The sequence below is a fragment of the Paenibacillus oryzisoli genome, assembly GCF_050467285.1.
GTDB lineage: Bacteria > Bacillota > Bacilli > Paenibacillales > NBRC-103111 > Paenibacillus_E > Paenibacillus_E oryzisoli_A.
Window position 1 is genome coordinate 64478 of sequence record NZ_JBCMUN010000014.1, and the last position, 22899, is coordinate 87376.

Genomic DNA, 22899 nt, shown 5'->3' on the forward strand with positions numbered 1-22899 from the left:
GTCCTTAAGAACATCTAAAATATTATAGCACAACTGAAATACACATTACCAGTGGCTTCTTTCTTATGTGGGAAACGAAACCGAATGAATAAGTGAAACGTAGTAAAGGGGAGAACAATAAAACGGAACAAGTAAGGGAGAGTTAGGGCCATGTCGATTTTCAAACGTGTCAGCAATATTATAAGAAGCAATAAAGAAGTCCCCGCGCCTGCGCAATCCGGCAGTCCGCTTGAAGATGCCCGCGTAGGCGATATTATGAACGTCGATCTTGAAGAGTATGTGATTACCGGAAAAGTCATTTATTTCGACCGCGGTTTCGCTCCCCACCGCTACGCCTATTATTTGCAGAGCGGCAAAAACATGCAGTGCTTGATTGTCGAGAAGGGACGCACGCTCGACTGCTTCCTGTGCGGTTTCCTGGAAGGCGCGCTGGATGATCCGAACGATGTACCTACGACGCTCAATTTGGATGACGACGCGACGTTTGAACTCGAATTCCACCGCAGTGACGTAACCCGTACGGAAGGAAATACCGATTTCCGCAGCGGTGACGATGTTATTTTCTGGCGCTATTTTGGCCCCGATCAGCATTTCTTCTTCCTGCAATGGCAAGACGGCAAATTCGTAGCGATGGAAGGCGAGCGCACACCGGGCAATCAGATCAAATTTTTAAAATCGACGCTTTAATTACGTTATGCTAGGACCGAATACCATGTTCCGGAAAGGAGAAATCGCGACTATGATGAAGAAATGGACGGCATGGATTTCCTTTCTGTTGATCATTGCACTTCTCACCGCTTGCGGCGCGGACGCCGGGAAATACGTCAGAGACGAATACCCGCTCGTCAGTGTAGACGGCAAGGGAACCAATATGTCTAAAGTCTACGAAGTGGACGGGAAGAAAGTCCCGGCGGTTGCCACCGAACTCGCAGCGAAGGAATCCCCCAAAGAAAAGAGCAAGGAATCGGAAGACCAGATGTTCCTTGTTTATAACGATAAAGTGATCAACTTGCAAAAAGATCCGAGCAACGACAGCAATACCCTTGTGCAGATCGATACCATTGAGTACGCCAAATCGCATTATGACTCATCTTTTCTACAAGGCTACTTGACAGCGACGCTGCTGCAATCGATCTTCGGGGGCGGCTGGAACAACAACCGCGGCAGTTCGTACGATTACCGTGGCTACACCAAGTCGCCGTCCTACACCGCGACGCCCTCTACCGGCTCTTCCACCGCCAAGAAGCCGACGACATCGGACCGGACGGGGAGCTTTACCAGCGGAGCCGCAAATCCAAGCTCGGGCAGTTCGTCAACGACTCGCAAGAACGACGGTTCCACCCCGAACAAGGTGACGAAGCCTTCTGTAAGCAAGCCGAGCACTTCGAAGAAAACTGGATCGTTCAAGCGCCGGTAACGCGCGACCGCCAAGCTGTTGTCCATTGCAATGGACACAGCTTTTTTTCTTTTTCCAGCTTTATTAACCACATGTTAATTAATTATTGAAGTTTTCCTCAAATGAATTATACTTGCATTATGCTGCATACTATTTTTAGAGGTGATTTGGTTTGAAAAAAGCGCTGGATGCCGCAATCGTTCTCGTTGGCGCATGGCTTGTCGCAGTTGGCTTCAACCTGTTTTTGATCCCCCACCAACTGCTTAGCGGCGGAGTATCCGGGGTCGCTATGCTTGTTGGCTATTTTACGAATCTCAACATCGGCTTTCTTTATTTATTTTTCAATCTGCCGCTTATGATTTGGGGAATGATTTCTATCGGTCGCCGATTCATTATAATTAGCGTCATTTCCGTTATCCTGACCACGTGGATGATGCAAATTTTGCCTATGACGGCTGTCGCTAAAGAACCGATGCTCGCTGCGGTATTCGGTGGCGTGCTGATTGGCATCGGCAGCGGGATTACACTTCGCATCGGCGGATCAAGCGGCGGCTTCGACATCGTCGGCTCCCTCCTGACCCGAAAGTTCGATTTCCCTTTAGGCACAGTTCTATCCGCGATGAACGGTATCGTGATTGTTGTACTTGGCTATTACAAAGACAATTGGGATCTCGCGCTTTTTTCCATGCTGGCGATCTACATCTCTGGCAAAGTTGTCGATACGGTACATATCCGCCATGTTAAAGTGACGGCCTTCATTGTAACCAAAAACAAAGACGCGATTATCGAGCATCTCCTGCAAATTCCGCGCGGCGTTACGTTGATTAAAACAGAAGGCGCTTATACCAAACAGCAACATGATATGTTGATGACCGTCACCACGCGCTATGAGCTGGCGGAGCTAAAACGAATTATTAAGCAAAGCGACCCGAAAGCGTTCGTCAATATCGTTGAAACGGCCGGTGTTGTCGGGGAATTTCGAAGACCGAAACATTAATTGCCGAAACGCCCCTTTATTCCAACTGGTTTTGTGATATAATAAACGTAATTTCATATAGTTCTGGCTTTCAGCGATGTAATTCAGGCGTAGTTCTTATTCTAATCTCTCGATTGGAAGGGTGATGCTTGTGGAGACAGTCAAATTATCCAGGATTGTAATGAAATTAACACCGGAGTTGTATCCTTCTCTTACCAGTTATGAACTGGAGTCGGAAATCGTACTGCAGTTTGGTATTGAATCGCTGGATGCCGAAGATGTTATGGAAATTATTCAATTCAGTATTACCGAACACCATAAGGACGCCCTGTACCACTAGGGTGTCTTTTTTTGCATGCAGCCGGCCAAAAAAATTATTAAGTTTGTAATAAATAGGCTGTATAGATTTTACTCTCGGCGTGATATAATGGTCATATGATTAAATAATGGAGGTGTCTTGTATGGGAGCATTATCTCCTTGGCACATCATTCTCATCGCGATTGTCGCCCTGCTGTTGTTCGGTCCGAATAAACTTCCAGAGCTTGGCCGGGGTTTCGGTAAAATGTTTCGGGAATTCAAAGACGCTACAAACTCAAACAGCGGCAATTCGACAGCTGAAGAACTGCCTGCTCAATCTCGCAAAGAAATCAATCCTGACGTCGCAAGCGCGGCTGCACAGGACAAGTAATCCGAAGACACCTGAAGGCAAATCGCTTTCAGGTGTTTTTTTCTGCAAAATTTTACAATCCTCTACAATTTCCCTCTGTGCGTAATTTCAAGCTTGGCTTATAATGAAAGCTAGAAACAAAGATTGGAGAGGACTCATCACACCATGGATATTTTACTCGCTTCACTCGCCCTTATTCTGGGCAATGTTAATGCCGCTCACCCGGATGCTAATTTTGATCAGCTTGTTCAAGCTTCTCTGCAAGCAGATAAAGCAACCGCCATCGTCCAGCCCGCAACGCCTGCACCGAATGCCGATCCACTGGATCCTGTGAACAAGCAAGATCCGCAGAAAGACGCACCAATCGTCAAAGGCATTTATGCCACAGCGCACAGCGCGGGCGGCTCCCGTCTGACTACGTTGGTGAAACTCCTCGACGATACCGATCTGAACTCCATGGTTATTGACGTCAAAGACGATTGGGGATATATCACCTGGGAAACCGGCAATCCGGAACTGGACGCTATGGGGACCACACAGAAAATTATCGGCAACATGCCAGGACTTATGTCTACCTTGACCGAGCATCAAATTTATCCGATCGCCCGGATTGTCGTATTTAAAGATACGGTGCTAGCCAAACAGAAACCGGAATGGTCCTACGTGAACCCTGACGGCACGCTGTGGAACAACGGCAAAGACAGCTTCGTGAACCCGTATAACAAAGATGTATGGGATTATAATATCGCCGTCGCCAAGGAAGCGGTCAAAGCCGGTTTTAAAGAAATTCAGTTCGACTACGTGAGATTCCCGGAAGGCTTTGAGAAGCGCGCGGACATTCTCCAATATACGAAAGACGAGCGCACGCGCATCCAAGCCGTTGCAGCCTTCGTTAAATACGCCAAAGAACAATTACAACCGCTTGGCGTTCGCGTCTCGGTCGATATTTTCGGCTATGCCGCATCAGTTCCTGCCGCGGAAGGTATTGGCCAGGATTTCGAGAAAATCTCGCAAAACGTCGACGTCATTGCCCCAATGATTTATCCGAGTCATTACAGCACTGGCTGGTTCGGCGCGAAGGTACCTGACGCTGCTCCCTATCAGACAATTAACGGCGCCTCCAAAGACATCGAGAAAAAACTGACGACCATCGACGCGAAAGGCTGGAAGCCGGTCGTGCGGCCGTGGATTCAAGATTTTACGGCATCTTGGGTGTCAGGTTATATCAAGTACGGCAAGCATGAAATCGAAGAACAAGTACGCGCGCTGAAAGAAAACGGCATAAACGAGTTCTTGTTATGGAATGCAAACAATAATTATACGCCGAACGTAAATTACTAAACGGACTCATTATCTCTAAAAAAAGAGACCACCTCCTTCGTGCGAGATGGTCTCTTTGTGTGCTGCTTAAAGCTAGATGCCCAGCGCAGTCAGCAATTTGTAAATCATCGCGGCTGCTTCGCCTCTCGTCGTTGTTTGGCCCGCGCGGAAAGTGCCATCCTCATAACCATTCAGGATGCCCGCAGACAGAGCGCTATCGATCGATGGCTTCGCCCAGGACGGAATGTCCGAAGCGTCCTTCAGGCTCGGTGCTTTGCTCGTCAAACCGGTGGTGCCGTTTCCGTAAATTTGCAAAGCTCTTGCCGTCATCACGGCTGCTTCTGCTCTCGTGACGGAAAGATCGCCTTTGAAGCTAGTTGCGCCGGCTTCCTCGTAGCCTTGAATGAGGCCCGCTTCCACGGCGGATACGATGTACGGCTTCGCCCAAGTCGGGATTTTCGCTTCATCCGAGAAGTGCGTGTCACGGGAAGCCGCTTCACTACCCAGAGCCGAAACCAACATCTTGGCAAATTCAGCCCTTGTTACGGTTGCGTCCGGTTGGAAGTTGCCATCCGGGTATCCAGCTGTGACATTCATCCCAGTGAGTCGGCGAACGTAGCTTCCTGCCCAATGATTCGCCATATCCTTCATTACAGTCGGTTCATAGGAGAAAACAGCGAACTTGGTGAAGTGATCGACACTCACTTGGATCGTTCCATCTTCCTTTACGGTTCCACCAATGAAGATCCAACGCTTTTGGCTTTCGTTATAATAGTACACGGCCGGCCCGCTCCCCGGCTTCACTTGCTTGGCATCGTAGACAAACGAGAGCTGGAGCGGCAGCGAAAATCGATTGCCCGTCGTACTTGACAGTTCGAAAATCGGGCTGACGGATTGAAGATCGCCATTCGACGGAAGCTGGTCCGGTTCGACGACCGTGATCCGCATTGTCCCTTTTGAAGATACGGCTCCCGCAGGAATTTGAATCTTTACTCCACCTTCCAGCTCCAACTGCTGGCTTGCTTCCGGGCTTACATCTGTTTGCTGTGCCTTGCTATCTAAGGCTGGTGGCGTGCTTTCTCCGGCAGGAGTTTCCTGCGATGGGCTGCCTCCGTCGTCGACAGATCCTCCGGGTTCGGATGAATCGTCATCGCCGTTGCCGCCGTTATCGCCTCCGTTGTCGCTCGCCGGAAGTTGTCCCGATACGTCGAAACCGGTAAAGGCGTTGTAGGTCGCCTGGATGCCATCTGTATACAAGCCTGTCTGGGCTGGCCTGTTTTCGAAAGGATCTACGGCGTTAAAAATCAGATTGTTGTTCACCCAAACGTAGATTTTCCCCTTCGACCGAACTACCTTGTAGAAGTTTTGTGCACTGATCTCTTCGCGTAAGGCGAAGGAGAACGGGCGATTCAACTCTGAAGGCACGCTCAGTCGAAGCTGACTTGTTTTTACAGGGTCGGTAAAGTTGGCAACATGATAATCGCCTTTACCCTTGTCTTGATAGGTGAACGGCACAGCGTTCCAACCGTCCTTCTGACTGTCGAACTTGAAATCTGCCGAGTTCGTTTGCGGCAGTTCAAAGTTCTTGTTCATGTACGCGAACAGACCGTTGAACCACAGAATTTTCGCCGACGAAATTTTCGCTTCCGCACGCAGATCGTAAACATACTCGCGCTGGCCATTTTCTGCATAGTTGCTATGCCCATAGATCGTATCTCGCGCCGTAGGAGCGGAAGACATGATTTCCTCCTGGCCATTCACAACCTTGCGCAGTTCGAATTGGTTCGTGGCATAATTCGTACTTGCCGTCACGTAGTTCTGGTCGTCTACATACTCAAGTATGACGCCCGCTTTCCCATTCTCTGGCAAAGCCCCCGTGTTCACATTGACCGAAAATTCATGCCCGAGCGTGCGATCGCCCTTGACCGTGAGCGCTTCCCCAGCCGCAGGGGACTGCAAGCCTTTCTCGGATACCGACCATGCGTCATTCCAACCGTTGATATACGTCCCGTATTCACTCCAACCGGTTGTCACGGTCACGTTATCCATCCGAACGTTCGCCTTGTTGCTGATTAAGCCGATTTGACCCGGAGCTGCCATCGCTTGATGCTCGAACACTGGCTGGTCGTCGTTAAGGGTGTAGTGATCCAATTCCGCAAACAATTTGGACCCGTTTTTGTATATCCTGAGCGTATGATATGGCTCCGCAAAGTCTTGAGCACGCGGGTCATCGGACAGGAAGGCAAACGTCGACGGCAAATCGGTGACTGAACTTTGGGAAACGCCGCCGATGCGGGACTGGACGACAAGCTTCCGGTCATCGCGGTCAATCAATACATTCACATAGTTATTCTCATCCTGATGCCAGGCAACAATACCCGCTTGCCCTTCATCTCCAAAATCCTTGTCATCGAATCGAAGATTAGCTTCCACAAACACGTTTTCCGCTTCGTATCCGTTCAGCAGCATTTGTTTCGAATCGCTAGGCGCGTTAACATACAACGCCTCGTTATCGATCGATACACCGTCGGCGTTCGGAATTTCATAATGCTGCAAGCTGGCTTCCGAATCGAACCTGTCTTGGAAAGTTGGTGTCCAAGCCTCCGGATGAATGCCTTCCGAATCGTAGGAGGTTGGTCCGTCAACGACCATCTCTTGATCCCAGAAGTAGACACGATCCTTCCCTTGCCCTTCATCACTGTTCCAAAAAGCTTTATAGGTGACCCAATCCTCAAAACCATTCGGCCCCTTAATCATATTCGGCTGCGATGGTCCGATAATGTCGGGTTCCACAGGATGTCCATTCGTATCATACAGACCAAAATCCAGATGGTAGTAATTCAGCGGGGCTCCGCCATTTTTGCTGATCTCTACGGCAATCACATTCTCACCAGCTTGAAGTAAATCAGCGGGAACTTCAACCATTTTGTAGGCTCGCTGCTGACCACCGAATGTGTAGAAAGGCTTGCCGTTCACATACAGCTTTCCATACCCCTCCAGACGATAGCGAAGGACCGTAGTCTCCGGTACGTTATCCAGCTGGAAGGAACGTTTCGCCCACATGGAGGCTTGACCGCTCGGGTGCGCCCAAATCTCAGATGGCGCCGTTTTCCCGTTGTTGACAATGGTCGGAATTTTCCCCGTTCTCGTATCCGGCCAGCCGAAGCCGCCCTCCCCGGTCATCCATCCGTTTGTAGATGAGCCAATCGTGTTCCAGCCCGTCCCAGGTGCGGTGAAGGTATATTGATATGGCTGGCTGCCATGCTCTGCTGTCGGCAGGATGACGTTGTATTTCAGGAGCAGCCCCTCAATATTGCGCGCCAGCAGCTTGCCCGGATATTTGGAATCGTTCGTAATTGTATCGTAGCTATCGGATTGCGCTACCCCAGTCTCATAAAGTCCTGTTTCCGGGAACATCTGATTGCCCACGTACAGCATGTAATACTCGCCATTATGGTAAAATAACTCCGGTCCTTCGAAATTGACAAAGTTCACATTGGCCCAGTGGCCCTTCTGTGTATGAACCGTTTCAATCGCTTTGCTTCGGCCCGGATTGCCCTTCTCATTAAAGAAGGATTGCACATTCCAAAGCCATGCACCGGCATTCGCCGGCTTGGCTGCCCCGGTATTAGGGTCCACCTCGTCCGGATTTACCTTGCGCAGCAAGATTAAATCTCCGTTTGCCGCAACGAATAATTGAGGGTCAATCCCATCATCAAACTTCTTATCCTTGAGGGCGTACTCGAAATTCGGCGACGTATTCATCTTGCTAGGGTCCCCGTAGAGCAATGAGGTCCCATTGTAGATATAGAACATCACCCCGTTATGGAAAAATAAATCGGATGCGCCTAATTCGTTGTGATCGGCTGGCGTCACTGGCGAGGGCATCGTACTCGGGTCATTCGAAATTAACCGATACGGGCTTTCCCAGTGAATCATATCCTTTGAACGATAGACATTACCGAGCGTACCGGTTCCCATCGCATAATAGTAACCGTTATATTTCTCGATCGTTCCGTCATAGAGGGTAGCCTTCTTGCCAAGCTCGGACCCTGAATAGACTCTGAACAAGTTATCTACTTTCTCAATGGCGGAAGGGCTTACCGTGACTTCACTGCTTGCCGAAAAGCCTCCGTCCTCCGCTGTTACCGTAATGGATGCATTGCCCAATCCAACAGCTGACACCCAGCCGTTCCCATCAACCGTTGCAACAGAAGCATCGGAGGTTGACCAGGATACATTTTTATTCGTCGCGTTCTTAGGCCAGATGACGGCTGCTAACAATTGCGTCCCCCCCACCGCTAACTCAACTTTCGAGTGGTTCGGAGAGATCGTCAAGACCGAGATCCCCTTAACTGTCACAACCGCAGAAGCTGTATGAGCGCCATCTACTGTCGTTGCGGTAATCGTTGCTGTACCTGGCTGAAGTGCTGTAACGACACCCGTTTCGTTCACCGATGCGATCGTCGGGTTGTCAGAAGACCAATTCACGCTCTGGTTCGTCGCATTCGTCGGTGTGAATGTCGTTGTTAAAGCCTGTGTCGTTCCAATCATCATCTCTGCTGCCGCAGGGGTAAGACCGACCTCCGTTACCGGAATATTCTCAACGGTCACACTACTCTGAGCCGTGTATTCCCCATCAACCGTTGTTACAGTGATGGTCGCCGTTCCTACCGATCCCCCTTGCACAGATGCCTTCAGGCCACCCTTCGACATCACCTTCGCAATGGATTCATTGCTGGAAGTCCAGATCAGATCCTGGTTCGTTGCGTGCTTCGGGAAAACCGTTGCCGTCAGCTCCTGCGTAAGGCCAGCCCCAACCGTGACCGCAGCTCGATCCAGACTGACGCTTTGCGGGTGGACGGCACCAAGGATAGGCTCGACAGCCCCATTGTACAAACGGACATCATCGATAACCCCGTTAAAATAGGCCCCGGTCGACGGTCCTTCGAAGGCGTCAACAGCGAATCTCGCACCGATCGCCCCTTCATTGGCCGCTGCGGCAACTTTATCGAAAGACGTCGTGGTTTCTTTCGCCAATTGTCCGTCTAGGAATAGCTTAAAGGATTTGTTGCCAAATGAGACGGCTACGTGATGCCATTGGTCCGCACCAGTCAGCGCTGTGGAGAGAATGACGCGATCAATAGCAGGCTTGTTATTCACAATCGCTGCCTCCAGCTTGCCGCCATTAATTTGAATCGCCAGCCCTGCACCGTTGCCTCCGCGCTCAAACAACACCTGTCTGGTGTTCAAATCTGTTGGCTTGAACCACATTGCAGCGGTGAAGGCGGAGAACTCATCTCGCAAGAAGGAGATTGTGCTTGTATTGAGTTGAATGATGCCTGTCAATCCATTGAAGGAGAAGGCGCCTCCGTCAACACCGCCCTCTGGCAACCAAGCGCCGACAGCGCTTACAGAATGATGCCCGTTGCCGGAGGAATCCTCTGCCACTTGCTTGCCGTTATTACTGAATGGCGCGTCCAGCTTATACCACGCTTCCATTCCCTCGAAAGGCATGGAGATCCGCGCCGGAAGCACAGTGACTACGCTTTCTGCTGTATAATTCCCATCCTCCGTTGTCACGGTTACGATTGCGTTCCCTGCCTTTTTTCCTTCGACCGCTGCTTGTCCTGAATCATAAACAGCGACCGTCACGACGGATTCATCGCTGGACGTCCAGGTGACATTGCGATTCGTCGCGATCGACGGCTGGAAAGAAGCGTCAAGATACACCGCCTCGCCGACCGTCGTGGTCAACCGCGGTTTGCTCAAGCTGACCCCAGTCGCTTCGATCGACGGTGTAACCGCTTTGTTGTACAATCGCACATTATCAATCATTCCGTTGAACCATGCCCCCGTCTGGCTGTCCCCACCGAATGCATAAACCGCGAATTTAGCGCCGATAGCCGCTTCATTAAGCGCCGTGTTCACTTTCGTAAACGGCACAGTTTTCGTGGCGGCGACTTTCGCATCCAAGTACATCGTGAACACGCCGTTGTTGAACGTAACCATCACATGATGCCAAGAGGAAGTATCCGTAAAATCGACCGACATGATTCCCCTCACATCGGCGCTTGCAACGGCGGCCTCCAGCTTGTTCGCATTCAATTGAATGGCCATACCGGATGCATTGCCTCCGCGTTCGTACAGCACCTGCAGCTTTTGCGTGTCATTGGCTTTAAACCATAACGAAGCGGAATGCTCCGTGAACGCATCTTTCAGGTACGATCCCGCCGGATCCGAGCCCAGATTCAACTGAATCAGATCGGAGGTGCCGTTAAAAGATAACGCTCCGCCGTATACGCCGCCATCCCCGACCCAAGTGCCGCTTGCACTGATCGAATGATGACTATTGCCAGATGCATCCTCAGCCACATTCTTGCTGTTCAGTTCATAAGGCGCATCCAGCTTGTACCAAGCCAGCAATCCTGGCTCCCCGCTTTTTTCCAAAGCATGTGCTTTGCCCCCCGGCATAGCGCTGCAGGCAAGCGCGATGATGAGGATAAATGCGAATAACTGCCGTAAGTTCTTGCTCAAGTTGCCCCTCCCCCAAAAATATGAATATTGCCTCACGGAAGAAAGCGCTTTCCGATAAGCTTTTTTGATTATAGTCTTTGACTTCCCCCTCGCGGATTCCAATAATATGACATTCCACTCTAAATTTTTGACTTTTCGCCGCAGGAAGACTCGCCTATTCCTATTAGGCAGATACAGGGCAGCGGTTTACATTGGATTTTGTTTTCCCTATGATAGAAGTAGAAGGAGTGATCAGCTGTGAACATAGTTGCTTTAACAACGATGGATTTGACGACGATGACGGAGAATATGCCGCAAAACCTGAAGGAACGCTGCCACTTCAAGTGGTTTGCGTCCTCCAAGGAAGCAGGTTCCGCGATTGAAGAAGCCGATGTGATCATTACCGCAGGCCGCATGCAGCCTGAGCTGTTGGCCCGGGCATCGCGCGTCAAATGGGTGCAGACCATTTCCGCCGGAGTCGACAAGCTGCCGCTCGAGGAACTGGCCAGACGCGATATTATCGTGACGAACGCCAGAGGCGTACATACGATTCAAATGAGCGAGTTCGCCCTCAGTCTGATGCTGCAATGGGTGCGCAGAGCGAATCAATTGCATGACAACCAGCAGGAAAAAGTGTGGAATCATCTCATTACGTTCGATGAATTGCACGGCAAGACGCTTGGCATTATCGGCGCTGGCGCCATTGGCGAAGCGGTGGCCAAAAAGGCAAAGGCGTTCGACATGCAGGTCATCGGGCTGAACCGATCCGGCGCGGCGAACCCTGCCTTTGACACGACGGTCAGCGGCGAAGACGGACTGCAGACGCTGCTCACGGAGAGCGACATCGTCGTGCTGCTGCTTCCCAGCACGGCCAAGACGCGCGGCTTCTTGACGAAAACGCACCTGGCGCTGCTGAAGCCGAGCGCCTTCTTGATCAATCTCGCGCGCGGCGATGTGCTCGACGAGGAAGCTTTGATCAGCGCGCTGCAGGAAGGCCGGATCGCCGGCGCTGCGCTCGATGTCTTCGCGACCGAGCCACTGCCGGAAGCATCGCCGCTTTGGAGCATGCCGAATGTAATCGTCACGCCGCACATTGCCGGCGCCTCCGCGCAGTATGCGAAGCGCGTGTCCGAGATTTTTTATCACAATCTTGCGGCCATGCTGGATGGCGGCGAGATGATGAATGTGGTGAATTTGAAGGAAGGCTACTGAGTCGGACGGACGGCCAGAGCGCGAGAAGACCAGGAGGCTAACGGTTGCCACAGTGGCTATATGGCTGCATACGCCTCCATTTTTGATCTAGCGGTTGCCACAGCGCTTATTTGCCATCTTTCCTCGTAAAATCGTGCCATTCCAAACAAATAGCCGCTGACACGACCGTTACAATTTGAATCGCCGCATTTGGGACGATATAAGCTCTGTCATAACCGTTAGCCGCGGCAACGATGGTTCAGAGCCTGGGACAGTAGGCATCTATCTGTTAGCATAGTGCCATAATTGTACAAAACCCCGAGCCTACGCGAAGAGCGCGAGACTCGGGGTTTTGTACGTTTACGCGCGCTCAGCAGCTCTAGTCGCAGCTTGAGCCGCTGGCGCCGGAATCTCCGCCAGCCCTCGCATGTACGGCCGCAAGGCCTGCGGGATGTAGATCGAGCCGTCCTCGCGCTGGTGATTCTCCAGCAGCGGAATCAGGATCCGCGGCGAGGCGACCGCGGTATTGTTGAGCGTGCAGCAGTAGCGCAGCTCACCGTCAGCGTCACGGTAGCGGAGCTGCGACCGCCGCGCCTGATAATCCAGCAGCAGCGACGACGAATGCGTCTCGCCGTAAGCGCCGCGGCTCGGCATCCACGTCTCGATGTCGAACTGCTTGTAGTTTTTGCTGCCCATATCGCCGGTGCAAACGGCGACGATGCGGTACGGCAGCTCCAGCAGTTCCAGCAGATGCTCCGCATTGCCGGTGATTTCCTGGAGCATGTGCTCCGCCGCTTCCGGCGTATTCTCGCACAGGACCACCTGCTCGACCTTGGCGAACTGGTGCACGCGATACAACCCGCGTACGTCGCGTCCGGCCGAACCCGCTTCCTTACGGAAGCAGTTCGACACCGCCGCGAGCCGGATCGGCCCTGCCGACAGGTCGACGATCTCGCCGGCGTAGTACGAGACAAGCGGCCCCTCCGAAGTGCCGACGAGCCATTTGTTCTCCTCCAGCTCATATGTCTGATCCCTGCCGGCCGGGAAGAAAGCCGCATTCAGCAGCGTCTCTTCCCGCACCAAAAGCGGCACGTCCATAACCGTGAAACCGCGGTCTGTAAGCACATCAATCGCAAGCTGCTGCACCGCCCGGTGGAGATGCAGCCCCATGCCCTTCAAGTAATAGTTCCGGCTGCCCGCGACCTTCACTCCGCGCGCCACATCGATCATGTCCAAAGCTTCACCGAGTTCCAGATGGTCGCGCGCCTCAAATACAAACTCCGTCTTCTCTCCCACGACCTTCACAACCACGTTGTCCGCATCTGTTGCACCGATCGGCGTATCCGGCGATGCCAGATTCGACACGCTAAGCATGAACTGCCGATGCTGCTCCTCTGCCGCAGCGAGCTCCAATTCATATCCAGCTAATTCTGAATTCCATTCGCGAACCTTCGCCTTGAGAGCCTCCGCCTCCTCAACGCGCTTGGCCTTCAGCAGCTCGGCAATTTGCCCCGTCCCGCGATTACGCTCCCTGCGAAGCTGCTCTACCTGCTGCTGCAGCCCCCGGCGCACTTCATCCACGCGCAGCAGCTCCTCCACCTGGCAAGGCACGCCTTTATGCCTCGCCGCTTGCTTCACTTCCTCCACATGCTCTCGAATCCATTTGATGTCCAACATGCTGTTCACCGCTCCTCGTTATCGAATTTGTCTGAAAAAGACAAAGAACGCCCTCAGTCCGATTGGGACGAGGAGCGTTCTGCTCGCGGTGCCACCCAATTTGATGACTAACAGAATGTCAGTCACCCGCTTGGTTCCGCGATAACGGGCGGTGCCGGTCTATTTAGAGAAAGACCGCTCAGTCTTTCCGATCATAAACGTCTCCGAGTTGGATGCTCTTCATTGACCTGATGCCGATTTGTAAGTTGAAAGTGATTATAGCGCAGCCTCAACTGAAAAGCAATAGGCCATTATTGGGACAACCGGCTTGCCAAATCGTACAGTTCCATGTTGAACGTACGTTTTGTGTTCACAACCAAATCGATGTCCGTCGCTACGAGTTCCCCTTTGATAACACCGCATCCCTTGGAGGAGTCGCCTTCCATCAGCTTGCGCACGGCGAAGTCGCCAAGGCGGCTTGCCAGAATCCGGTCATTGTGCGTCGGCGTGCCGCCGCGCTGAATATGGCCAAGTACTGTAACACGCGGCTCGATGCCATTGTTTTCGGTAATTTGCTGCGCGATGCCTTCGCCTGTACCTGCGCCCTCAGCTACGAGAATAATACTGTGGCGTTTGCCGTGGTTGAAATTATCCTTCATCCGCTTCGCCACTTCTTGAATATCGTAAGGCACTTCAGGCACGATAATCGTTTCCGCACCGGACGCAAGCCCTGCGTACAGCGCGATCTCGCCGCAGTGACGGCCCATAACTTCCACAACCGAGGAACGCTCGTGGGATGTCATCGTGTCGCGCAGCTTGTTAATCGCGTCCACGACGATGGAAACCGCCGTGTCAAAACCGATGGTGAAATCGGTAAAAGGAATATCATTGTCGATCGTGCCCGGAAGTCCCATCGTTTTAATGCCCAATTTACTAAGCTTGTTAGCCCCTTGATACGAGCCGTCGCCGCCGATGACGACCAGGCCGTCAATGCCGCGTTTGCGCAAATTCTCGGCGCCGAGCTGCTGCCCTTCGGGCGTCATAAACTCCTTGCAGCGCGCCGTTTGCAGCACCGTGCCGCCACGTTGGATAATATCGCCAACGCTGCGCAGATCCATTTTGCGAATATCGTCGTTGATTAAGCCTTGATAGCCGCGTTGAACGGCATACACTTCAAGACCGTGGAACAATGCGCTTCGCACAACCGCCCGAACGGCTGCGTTCATCCCCTGCGAATCTCCTCCACTCGTAAGTACTGCGATAGATTTTACTGCTGACATCTAGTTTTCCTCCTCCAAATTCTCTCCGCCGACTTCAAGAGTAAATTCAAGTTGTCGTACGTATAAACATGCTATTGATCCAGAAAAACAACCGGGTTAATGGGCTATTTTTCATTAGACGCTTGGAAATTTGTTTGACCTGCTGTTGGGAATTTACTTTCGGATCGGATAAATACAGCGCCAGCAAGCCCTCGATTATCATACGATGAAACCTCGGATGTTCCAAGAACAAAATCTTACTGCGCGCCTCCTCCACGATAAAAGCGATACGTTCTACAGTCGTATCCAGCGAATCGTAATACGTGCAGAAATTCAAATCCCCGCCCTCGATATCCTCCTCTTGATCGATCAGATAGTCGAGCAAGATGTGCAAACCGCACACATACGGAAAATACGCTTCGCGAATCGCCTCAACCTGATCGTCCCGCAGGTCCGGATCGCATGCCGAAAGGAACAGCATGAACATGCCCAGCGTCGAGCCCGTGGCTGCAGCAAATTCATTCCATCCGATTTGACGATGCTGATGATGATGCAGATTCCACCACTGCTGAAGCTCAATCTCCCGCAAGTCTTTGCGGATATGCTTGTACACCTGCAGGTCGCAGTAAAGCCCGACAAACTCTCGCACCTGATCCGCCACTTTAGCATAGGACGGCATCTGGGCGATGCATATCTGGCATTTGCGCACGAGGTCGGTCAAATAACCGCCATCTTCCTTCTCCTCGCGATAGGCGTAGTAATCATGAATCGGCTTAGCCGGATCGACCGCATCCAGCATCGACTGGTGCAATTGCCGAAAATCCTGCGGATCCAGTGACGTGCTGCGGTCACATAAATTATCTAAATAATCGCTGATCGTCTGGAAGGCAACGATAAGCGGAATTAATATATGGCGCATCGACAAATGAGCGGCCGCATACACCGCTCCGCCTTGACAGTGGAATTTTTTGGAGGCGATACTCGCCAAAGCCTGCGTACGAAGCTCGGCGTCCGGTATCGCGTCTGCGCGAGACTGCCAGCCCTTAAGCTGCTCGCTCACCTCAGGCAAAATGTACCGATACACACTAATCATTAACCGAATGGGACCACGCGGAACCTTTGCCTGGCTACGTATATGATTTTTGTCCAATTGCTTCAAGCCAGCTTCCTCCACAACTTTGTTCGTAACAATAACGCATAAGCAGCTGCATTTCCGATTGTTGAATCTGTTTCAGCCATGCGTCCACAGTCTCGTTCTGCACGAGGGAAACCTGCAGTTCGACAACATCGATAAACACGCAAGGGTTCCAAACCGGCGCCGTAATCAATACTTCCAGCTTGTGACGCAGCGCTTCGTTCTCCAACTCTTGCAGATCTTTGACTGATAGACGTTCCCGCACACACTGGCTCAAGCTAGAAAAAATAGGATGATGGCCGACATCGTTAAACCAATATTTCGCGTTGCTGTAGTCGCCTTCCATGCGATGCATCAGCGCATGCCAGTAGCTGCCTGTCGCATTCGTAATATCCTGGGCGATCGTATGCGATTTGTCCAAGCTCTCGTTCATCAGAAAAAGACCTGCGATCAGCGCCTTGCCAAACAGCAAACCGTCCGGCTTTCCCTGCGCCAACTGTTCCGGGTTCAACGCCTCGATGCGCGCATCCATTGTTATATCCCATTCCTCGATCGGATACAACGCAGGCACGTGCTCCAACAGCGGCTTCAAGATCGTGTCAATCCAATTATTCCCATCCTTGTTGCTCTGCATGCAGCAGGACTCCCTTCATAGGCAATCATTAATGGTGGGTTTTCGCTTCCAAATCCTGATTGATTCGGAACCACAAATGAAGATCGTTGATCATCGAGGCGAGTTCGGCAATTTCGGAATTTAACGCACAGGACGTCAGGAAATCGTCTTCCACGTCCAGCTTATTTTGTTTGTCAATAATAATCGCTTCCAGCTTCTGAATACGGTCAGGAATGCGTCCGCGAATTTGTTCCCAATGCAACAGAATATCAATACGAACAGCCGGAGCATACTGCTCCCACTCCATCTCCAGCGCGGGAAGATCAATGCCAAGTCTGTCATCGTACTGAAAGTAATTGTTCATTCCCAAGCCTCCTTGCAAGTAAAACAAAACTGCACAGAAAAAAGTTCTTCTTTTAAATGTATCACTTCGCCACTTAGGTTTCCAGTTAAAATTGTATGTCAACCGCATTTCATTTTCTGATATACTTAGTAAATGTTTTGTAAACGTGAAGGAGTGCGATTTGGATGACCGCTAAGCCCGCAAATGTTCCACTCTCCTGGAGACAGCTCATCTCTTTTTTCCTCCCCCTCGGTCTGTCGGCAACCCTTGTGACGCTTTCGCACGTCATCATTAACAGTACCTTGGCGAGAGCGGACAACTCCGAAATTGTCATCGCCACCTACGCCATTCCGCTCAGTCTGCTGGGTCTGACAGAAAAACCCGTCGTACTGCTGCGGCAAGCCTGCTCCGCGCTGGTGAGAGACCGCGTCTCTTTCCGGGCCATGGGCGCCGTCAGTGCCTATGTCTTCGCCTGCATCATTCTGCTCGGCCTTACCCTATGCTACACGCCTGCGGGCGAATGGGTGTTTCTGTATTTCTTCGGCGTCGAGCGCGAGCTGCTAGCGTCAACCTTAAGCGTCTACCGCATCTTGATGTATGTCAGCATTTTTTCCGGGCTCCGCTGTTTGTTTCACGGCATCATTATTTTCAATATGCGGACCAAATGGCTGACGATCGGCATGGGCGTACGCATCATCGCCATGTATCTGCTGTCGCTCTACTTCATCACGACGGATCAGGTCACAAGCGGCCGAGTCGGAGCCGTTATTTTTATGTTCGGCATGATCATCGAGGCGGCGATCGCCATTTGGGAGGGCACCAGCCTCCTGCGCAAGGTCATTCCGGAGAAAGCGCCGAACCATGCAATTGAAACGAAGAAGCAGATTTTCAGCTTTTATAAACCGTTGCTATATTCTTCGATCATTGCCGTCATTATCGGCCCTTCGATCAATGCGATTTTAGGAAAAACGGCGAATGCCCACCTCGCCATCTCGTCCTTTGCGATCGCTGGATCGTTAACACAGCTAGTGATGAGCTTCTTTTCCTATATTCATCAAATTGTATTGAACTTTTACCGCAAAGATGCCCGGAAGGTCAGAAGGTTTATTACGATGCTCAGTCTGATTCCCGGAACCCTGATCGCGATTCTGGCCTATACGCCCGCTGGTCCCTGGTTCATGACGCACATCATGGGCGTAAATCCCGAGCTGCGGAGAGCGAGTCTGGAGGCTTTGCGGATTTTTATGATCATGACGCTGGTCTTCCCTTGGCTTGATTATATGAACGGCATCGTCATGCTGCGCAGCGAAACGAAGATCATGGTTTTTTCCCAATCTGCAAATGCTACCGTTACGCTTTGCGCGTTATTCGTTGCGATTGCAACCATTCCCGGCTGGAACGGGATGATCGGCGCCTTCGCCCAATCGATCGGCATGCTCGCCGAATTGGCCGTCGTCACCGTCGTCCTGCGTAGAACGACAGGGCCGCGACAGCCCGGTCTGTCCGCTTAACTACACCTTGAAAACGAGTGAGTGAAATCATGACTGCACACAAACATAGCCAGACGAACGATCTGCTGCTTCGCATGTTTACCTTTTCCTTTTTTATGACCATGGGGATCGTCGTGACGTTCTTCCCTTTATATTTCGACTACAAAGGCTACTCCAAGATTCAGATCGGCCTGCTCTACGCCATCGGCCCGCTGATCGGCATTGCCACGAACCTGCTGTGGGGCATTCTGAGCGACCGTTTCCAGACGGTGAAAAAGATTATGGTCATCCTGCTGATCGGTCAGCTCGTCACAGCTGTGCTTGTATTTACGGCAGGCTGGTTTGCGCTGCTTTATGTATGTTTGGCGGCGTTCTTCTTCTTTCAGCAGCCCGTCAATTCCTTGAATGACAGCCAGGTGATGCTGAACATTCGAGCCAACGGTAAAAGCTACGCGTCCTTCCGCGCCTGGGGCTCCATCGGCTTCGCCTTCTCCGCCGGCGTGTTCGGCGTTCTGCTCCGCGTGTACGGCACGGGACTGACACCGGTACTCTGTTTCATCACGATCTCCTGCTCGCTCATCATTGTGCTGCTGGTGAAAGACGTGCGCGAGGGTGGCAAGAAGGTGGCGTTCAGCGGCATGGTAAACATCATTCGCAACAAACGGTTCCTTTGGTTCCTCGGCCTGATCGTCATTATGTCGGTCTCCCATCGCTGCAACGACGGCTTTCTGGCGCTCTACATGCGCCAGCTTGGCGCCTCGGATTCGCTGATCGGCTACGCCTGGATGGCATCGGCCTTGAGCGAAATTCCGATCTTCTTTTTCCTGAGCAAGCATGGGCATCGCTTCAAGGAGATTCCGCTGCTCATTTTTGCCGGCGTGATCTATACGGTTCGATTTTTATTCATGGGCCACATCCACAATCCCAACTGGATTCTAGGCGTTCAACTGCTGCACAGCCTGACGTTCGGCATCTTTCTTTTCACCGCGAACCGCTATTTGAGCCAAATTATACCGGACGAGTACCGCTCGTCGGGCCAGGCGATTTTCGCGGTTGCCTGGTCCAGCGTCGCAGGACTCATCAGCGGGATGCTCGGCGGTTGGATTTTCGATCTTGCCGGCGGGGCGACACTCTATACCTTTGCAGCTGTGTTGTCTATCGTATCTACGCTTGGCTTTGTGGCGACTCATGTGTTCCAGATCGACGAGAAGCTCGCCGGAACATCGCGCTGATCGGGAGCGTCTTAGCGGCGCATCGTTTGGCAGCCGGTGGGTATTCTACGGGAAAGGCAGTTGTGCTCGTTTTCGAAAGCCCCTATAATAGGATATAGTCTTAGGACTTACTAATAATAGATTGACTAATAGAGCAGCAAAGGCAGGTACACGATTCATGACGTATGAAGATTTTAAAACAGTCGTGCTGGAGCGCCGCAGTGTGCGGAATTTTACCGAGCAGGAAGTGTCCGTGGACGATATTCGCGAGATCATCGACTGCGCCCGGTTTGCGCCAAGCGACACGAATTCCCAGACTTGGAAGTTTATCGCGATCCGAAATACAGCGAAAATTAAACATATTGAACAGTTGACCTGGGACCAGCTTCACCTGCGCGCCGCCGCAGCGGAGGAAAAAGGACTTTCTCGCGAAGCGCGCCTCCTGGTCAAATCGTTCGGCCCTTACGCAACGGCTTTCTCCGATGCACCAGTGCTAATCATTTGCTTGGCAACGCCGTACGAGTCCAAATTCCGCGAGCGGATCTTCGATCCGATTCAATTGGTGGACGATCACGTCTGGGCGGAAGAAGGCATCAAGAGCTCGTGCCTCGCCTCTCAGAATTTGATGCTTGCCGCGCATGCTAGAGGCCTCGCGACTTGCCCAATGACAGGCCCTGTGCTGCTTGCGCAAGATCAAATCCGTGAGTATCTGGACATTCCAGCGGAATTCCAGATCAATATGGTGATTGCCCTTGGGCATCCGAAAGAGCGTCCAGGCAAGCTGGCGCGGAAAGAAATCGACGATATTTTGGAGATTATTGACTAAATGAACAAGAGTTGCGCGCAAGGTACTTACGTACTGTTGTGTGCAACTCTTTTTTTACTAGCGGTTTGTTTGCGGTACGGGTGTTTCCGCTTTCCCCGGCCAGAACGCCGCCCTGCCCAACAGAATTGTAATCGACGGCACGAGGAACGGTCTGACGATGAACGTGTCCAGCAGTACGCCGATGGCGCAGATGACGCCGAACTGCACAAGCACCTGAATTGGCAGCGAAGCCAGCACAGCAAACGTTCCGGCGAGGATGAGTCCCGCAGATGTGATCACCGAGCTTGTCGAGCTGACACCGAGTCGAACCGCCTCTTTCAGGCCCAAGCGGCCGCGCTCCTGCCAGATGCTCGAGATCATGAAGATGTTGTAGTCTTCGCCAAGCGCGACCAGAAAAACGAAGGCGTACAGCGGAATAAGGCCCTGAATAGCCGATGTATCCATGAACTGGTGAAGAATGAGCCACCCCGCACCTAACGCGGAGAAATAGGACAGAATGACCGTCGCGATCAGATAAATCATCGCAACAATAGATCGCAAGTAAATAAGCAGCAGCAGTGCTATCACCGCTATGACAATCGGAATGACGATGCGCGTGTCGCGCTCCACGACGGTTTTCGTATCATACTGCGCGGCGGTCTCTCCGCCTACCCACAGCTTCGGCGCGGCGATTCCCGCTGCGGCAAGCTTCTGCTCCACGGCGGCGCGAATCTCGGGAACCCGATCGATGATCTCGAGATCATACGGATCCTGGTTAAAAATCAGCTCATACGACTTGTAGTTGGCGCCCTTCTTGCTGTCCACAGGACCGCTGACCGAAGCGGCGTAAGGCAGCGCGGCCAAAGCGCCCTGAACATCGACGGACTTGCCTTCCGTGTCCACGATGACCTTCATCGGAGCGAGGGAGCCTGGCGATACGTGATCGCCCAGAAGCTGGAAGCCTTCTCGCGACGGCATCGTGGATGGGAACGACTCCAGAATGTTATACGTAAACTTGATCTGCGGCGCAAAAGAGGCAAGCGCGAGCAAAACAAGCAGGCTGACGATGAGAACGCTTTTCGGCTTCTCGGTCACGATGCGACCGAGTGCGGCGCTGAAGCGTCCGACCGCCTTTTGCTCCCGAATTCGCTTGCCCTTCTTCCTCTCCTTCTCCGCCCGCATGTCCGGCGTCAGCGGAATGAACGGGAAGAACGAGACCCGGCCGATGATGGCGAGCAGCGCCGGAACGAGCGTCAAGGAGGCAATCGCCATAATGAGAATGGCCACACTGAACGGAATCGCGAAGCGGTGATTCGAACCGTAATGGGCAAAAAGCAAGCCCAGCAGCGAAACGATGACTGTAAGTCCGCTCATGCCGATGGCGCCGGTTGATCCCGCGAACGACGCTCGCAGCGCGCTGTAGGGATTCCGCTCCTGCAAGAGCGCCTGCCGGTAGCGTGCGACAAAGAACAAGCAGTAATCCGTCCCTGCGCCGAACAGCAGCACCGTCATGATGGAGATCGACTGCGCATCGACAGTAATCCAGCCTAGCTTGGCAAGGAAGCCAAGTATCGGAGAAATGATGCCGTACGCAAAGCCGACGCCGATCAGCGGGATAATCGCCAGAATCGGCGAGCGATAAATGAGGATGAGCAGGATCAGCACGAGCAGAACCGTCGCCATCATCAGTGCGAAGTCCGCGTTCTTAAAAAGCGCCGTCGCATCCGTCTGAATGCCGACTGGGCCGGTGATGCGCGCAAGGAGGCCGCTATCCGTGACTGGGGCAGCGAACGGGTCCGCTCCCAGCTGGGCGGCTGCAATTTCCTGCACCTTCTTGAGGCCCTCTTGCAGCACCTCCGTTTCGGTGCCTGCCTGGAACGACACCGGCAGCACGAACAGCTTGCCATCCTGCGAGAGCATGCTTTTCAGCGCCGGGGCCGGCATCTGATGCAGCGGCGGCACCCCTTGCTGCGCCTCAAGCGGCTTCTCGGTAAGCTGCGCGGCGACCTTCTGAATCCCCGCCAAATCCGGATCGGTCAGGCCGCCAGCCCGATACCACACAACGAGCGCCGGCACGCCCTCATTGCTCGGAAAATGCTCATGCATGAGCTCCGTCGCTTGCAGCGACCAGCTATCCTCCGGCAGCTGACGGGCTGCATTGTTTTCCTGCGAATTGACGTTGGGCAGAAAGACGGATAAAATGCCAGTAAGAATAATCCACACGGCGAGGGTAATCCATTTGCTGCGGCGCCCTGCGAACAGGGAGCCGACTTTGCTAAACAGCGGTGTCTCGTGCATCGCGCTCAATCTCTCCTATAAC

17 protein-coding genes are annotated in these 22899 nt (G+C 52.5%); 10 read left to right on the forward strand and 7 right to left on the reverse strand.

What is annotated here, in order from left to right; translation table 11 throughout:
- Positions 1–150 precede the first annotated feature (150 nt).
- The 6 genes from ABE504_RS23340 (at position 151) to ABE504_RS23365 (ending at position 4381) form a co-directional block, all read left to right on the forward strand.
- The gene (locus ABE504_RS23340; protein ID WP_430093312.1) at positions 151–687 is read left to right on the forward strand and encodes a DUF4178 domain-containing protein; all 537 of its coding nucleotides are present in this window, start codon (positions 151–153) and stop codon (positions 685–687) included.
- A gap of 52 nt (positions 688–739) precedes the next feature.
- Positions 740–1417, forward strand: a complete 678-nt coding sequence (locus ABE504_RS23345; protein ID WP_430093315.1) for a DUF4247 domain-containing protein — start codon at positions 740–742, stop codon at positions 1415–1417.
- A 151-nt stretch (positions 1418–1568) separates the two neighbouring features.
- Positions 1569–2393 carry a YitT family protein gene (locus ABE504_RS23350; RefSeq protein ID WP_430093318.1) on the forward strand — a complete coding sequence of 275 codons (825 nt, stop codon included), beginning with the start codon at positions 1569–1571 and terminating at the stop codon, positions 2391–2393.
- Between the two features lie 124 nt (positions 2394–2517).
- Positions 2518–2712 carry a hypothetical protein gene (locus ABE504_RS23355; RefSeq protein WP_430077101.1) on the forward strand — a complete coding sequence of 65 codons (195 nt, stop codon included), beginning with the start codon at positions 2518–2520 and terminating at the stop codon, positions 2710–2712.
- Between the two features lie 121 nt (positions 2713–2833).
- Positions 2834–3061, forward strand: a complete 228-nt coding sequence (locus ABE504_RS23360) for a Sec-independent protein translocase subunit TatA/TatB (RefSeq protein ID WP_430093320.1) — start codon at positions 2834–2836, stop codon at positions 3059–3061.
- Positions 3062–3205: 144 nt separating this feature from the next.
- Positions 3206–4381, forward strand: coding sequence for a putative glycoside hydrolase (locus tag ABE504_RS23365; protein WP_430093323.1), 1176 nt, complete (start codon positions 3206–3208; stop codon positions 4379–4381).
- A 72-nt stretch (positions 4382–4453) separates the two neighbouring features.
- On the opposite strand, the gene ABE504_RS23370 is transcribed toward ABE504_RS23365, so the two are convergent.
- Positions 4454–10897 carry an Ig-like domain-containing protein gene (locus ABE504_RS23370; RefSeq protein WP_430093325.1) on the reverse strand — a complete coding sequence of 2148 codons (6444 nt, stop codon included), beginning with the start codon at positions 10895–10897 and terminating at the stop codon, positions 4454–4456.
- Positions 10898–11134: 237 nt separating this feature from the next.
- On the opposite strand from ABE504_RS23370, the gene ABE504_RS23375 reads away from it, so the two are divergent.
- Positions 11135–12088, forward strand: coding sequence for a D-2-hydroxyacid dehydrogenase (locus ABE504_RS23375; RefSeq protein WP_430093326.1), 954 nt, complete (start codon positions 11135–11137; stop codon positions 12086–12088).
- A gap of 339 nt (positions 12089–12427) precedes the next feature.
- Here ABE504_RS23375 and serS read toward each other — a convergent pair whose 3' ends face one another.
- From serS to ABE504_RS23400, 5 genes are all read right to left on the reverse strand, one after another.
- Complete coding sequence (serS, locus tag ABE504_RS23380; protein ID WP_430093328.1) at positions 12428–13744, reverse strand: serine--tRNA ligase; 1317 nt, start codon at positions 13742–13744, stop codon at positions 12428–12430.
- Positions 13745–14034: 290 nt separating this feature from the next.
- Positions 14035–15003 (reverse strand): 6-phosphofructokinase, encoded by a 969-nt coding sequence (gene pfkA / locus ABE504_RS23385; RefSeq protein ID WP_430093331.1) that lies wholly within the window; start codon positions 15001–15003, stop codon positions 14035–14037.
- 46 nt (positions 15004–15049) lie between these two features.
- Positions 15050–16075 (reverse strand): tetraprenyl-beta-curcumene synthase family protein, encoded by a 1026-nt coding sequence (locus tag ABE504_RS23390; protein ID WP_430093790.1) that lies wholly within the window; start codon positions 16073–16075, stop codon positions 15050–15052.
- A 34-nt stretch (positions 16076–16109) separates the two neighbouring features.
- On the reverse strand, positions 16110–16751 hold the full coding sequence (locus ABE504_RS23395; RefSeq protein WP_430093333.1) for a hypothetical protein: 642 nt from the start codon (positions 16749–16751) through the stop codon (positions 16110–16112).
- A 28-nt stretch (positions 16752–16779) separates the two neighbouring features.
- Positions 16780–17094 (reverse strand): hypothetical protein, encoded by a 315-nt coding sequence (locus ABE504_RS23400; protein ID WP_430077109.1) that lies wholly within the window; start codon positions 17092–17094, stop codon positions 16780–16782.
- Positions 17095–17258: 164 nt separating this feature from the next.
- Here ABE504_RS23400 and ABE504_RS23405 point away from each other — a divergent pair, with 164 nt between their 5' ends.
- The 3 genes from ABE504_RS23405 to ABE504_RS23415 all read left to right on the forward strand — a co-directional run bounded on the left by ABE504_RS23405 (position 17259) and on the right by ABE504_RS23415 (position 20600).
- Positions 17259–18584, forward strand: coding sequence for a multi antimicrobial extrusion protein MatE (locus tag ABE504_RS23405; RefSeq protein ID WP_430093336.1), 1326 nt, complete (start codon positions 17259–17261; stop codon positions 18582–18584).
- 29 nt (positions 18585–18613) lie between these two features.
- Positions 18614–19795, forward strand: a complete 1182-nt coding sequence (locus tag ABE504_RS23410; RefSeq protein ID WP_430093339.1) for an MFS transporter — start codon at positions 18614–18616, stop codon at positions 19793–19795.
- A gap of 157 nt (positions 19796–19952) precedes the next feature.
- Complete coding sequence (locus ABE504_RS23415; RefSeq protein ID WP_430093341.1) at positions 19953–20600, forward strand: nitroreductase family protein; 648 nt, start codon at positions 19953–19955, stop codon at positions 20598–20600.
- Between the two features lie 57 nt (positions 20601–20657).
- Here ABE504_RS23415 and ABE504_RS23420 read toward each other — a convergent pair whose 3' ends face one another.
- Complete coding sequence (locus tag ABE504_RS23420; RefSeq protein WP_430093343.1) at positions 20658–22877, reverse strand: MMPL family transporter; 2220 nt, start codon at positions 22875–22877, stop codon at positions 20658–20660.
- Positions 22878–22899: the final 22 nt, after the last annotated feature.

What these genes read in the sequence shown, in the direction of transcription:
- pfkA (WP_430093331.1), bottom strand. Translation starts at nt 15,003, where the DNA reads ATGTCAGCAGTAAAATCTATCGCAGTACTTACGAGTGGAGGAGATTCG.
- ABE504_RS23365 (WP_430093323.1), top strand. Translation starts at nt 3,206, where the DNA reads ATGGATATTTTACTCGCTTCACTCGCCCTTATTCTGGGCAATGTTAAT.
- ABE504_RS23340 (WP_430093312.1), top strand. Translation starts at nt 151, where the DNA reads ATGTCGATTTTCAAACGTGTCAGCAATATTATAAGAAGCAATAAAGAA.
- ABE504_RS23355 (WP_430077101.1), top strand. Translation starts at nt 2,518, where the DNA reads ATGCTTGTGGAGACAGTCAAATTATCCAGGATTGTAATGAAATTAACA.
- ABE504_RS23420 (WP_430093343.1), bottom strand. Translation starts at nt 22,877, where the DNA reads ATGCACGAGACACCGCTGTTTAGCAAAGTCGGCTCCCTGTTCGCAGGG.
- ABE504_RS23400 (WP_430077109.1), bottom strand. Translation starts at nt 17,094, where the DNA reads ATGAACAATTACTTTCAGTACGATGACAGACTTGGCATTGATCTTCCC.
- ABE504_RS23395 (WP_430093333.1), bottom strand. Translation starts at nt 16,751, where the DNA reads ATGCAGAGCAACAAGGATGGGAATAATTGGATTGACACGATCTTGAAG.
- ABE504_RS23390 (WP_430093790.1), bottom strand. Translation starts at nt 16,075, where the DNA reads ATGATTAGTGTGTATCGGTACATTTTGCCTGAGGTGAGCGAGCAGCTT.
- ABE504_RS23405 (WP_430093336.1), top strand. Translation starts at nt 17,259, where the DNA reads ATGACCGCTAAGCCCGCAAATGTTCCACTCTCCTGGAGACAGCTCATC.
- ABE504_RS23415 (WP_430093341.1), top strand. Translation starts at nt 19,953, where the DNA reads ATGACGTATGAAGATTTTAAAACAGTCGTGCTGGAGCGCCGCAGTGTG.
- serS (WP_430093328.1), bottom strand. Translation starts at nt 13,744, where the DNA reads ATGTTGGACATCAAATGGATTCGAGAGCATGTGGAGGAAGTGAAGCAA.
- ABE504_RS23410 (WP_430093339.1), top strand. Translation starts at nt 18,614, where the DNA reads ATGACTGCACACAAACATAGCCAGACGAACGATCTGCTGCTTCGCATG.
- ABE504_RS23360 (WP_430093320.1), top strand. Translation starts at nt 2,834, where the DNA reads ATGGGAGCATTATCTCCTTGGCACATCATTCTCATCGCGATTGTCGCC.
- ABE504_RS23345 (WP_430093315.1), top strand. Translation starts at nt 740, where the DNA reads ATGATGAAGAAATGGACGGCATGGATTTCCTTTCTGTTGATCATTGCA.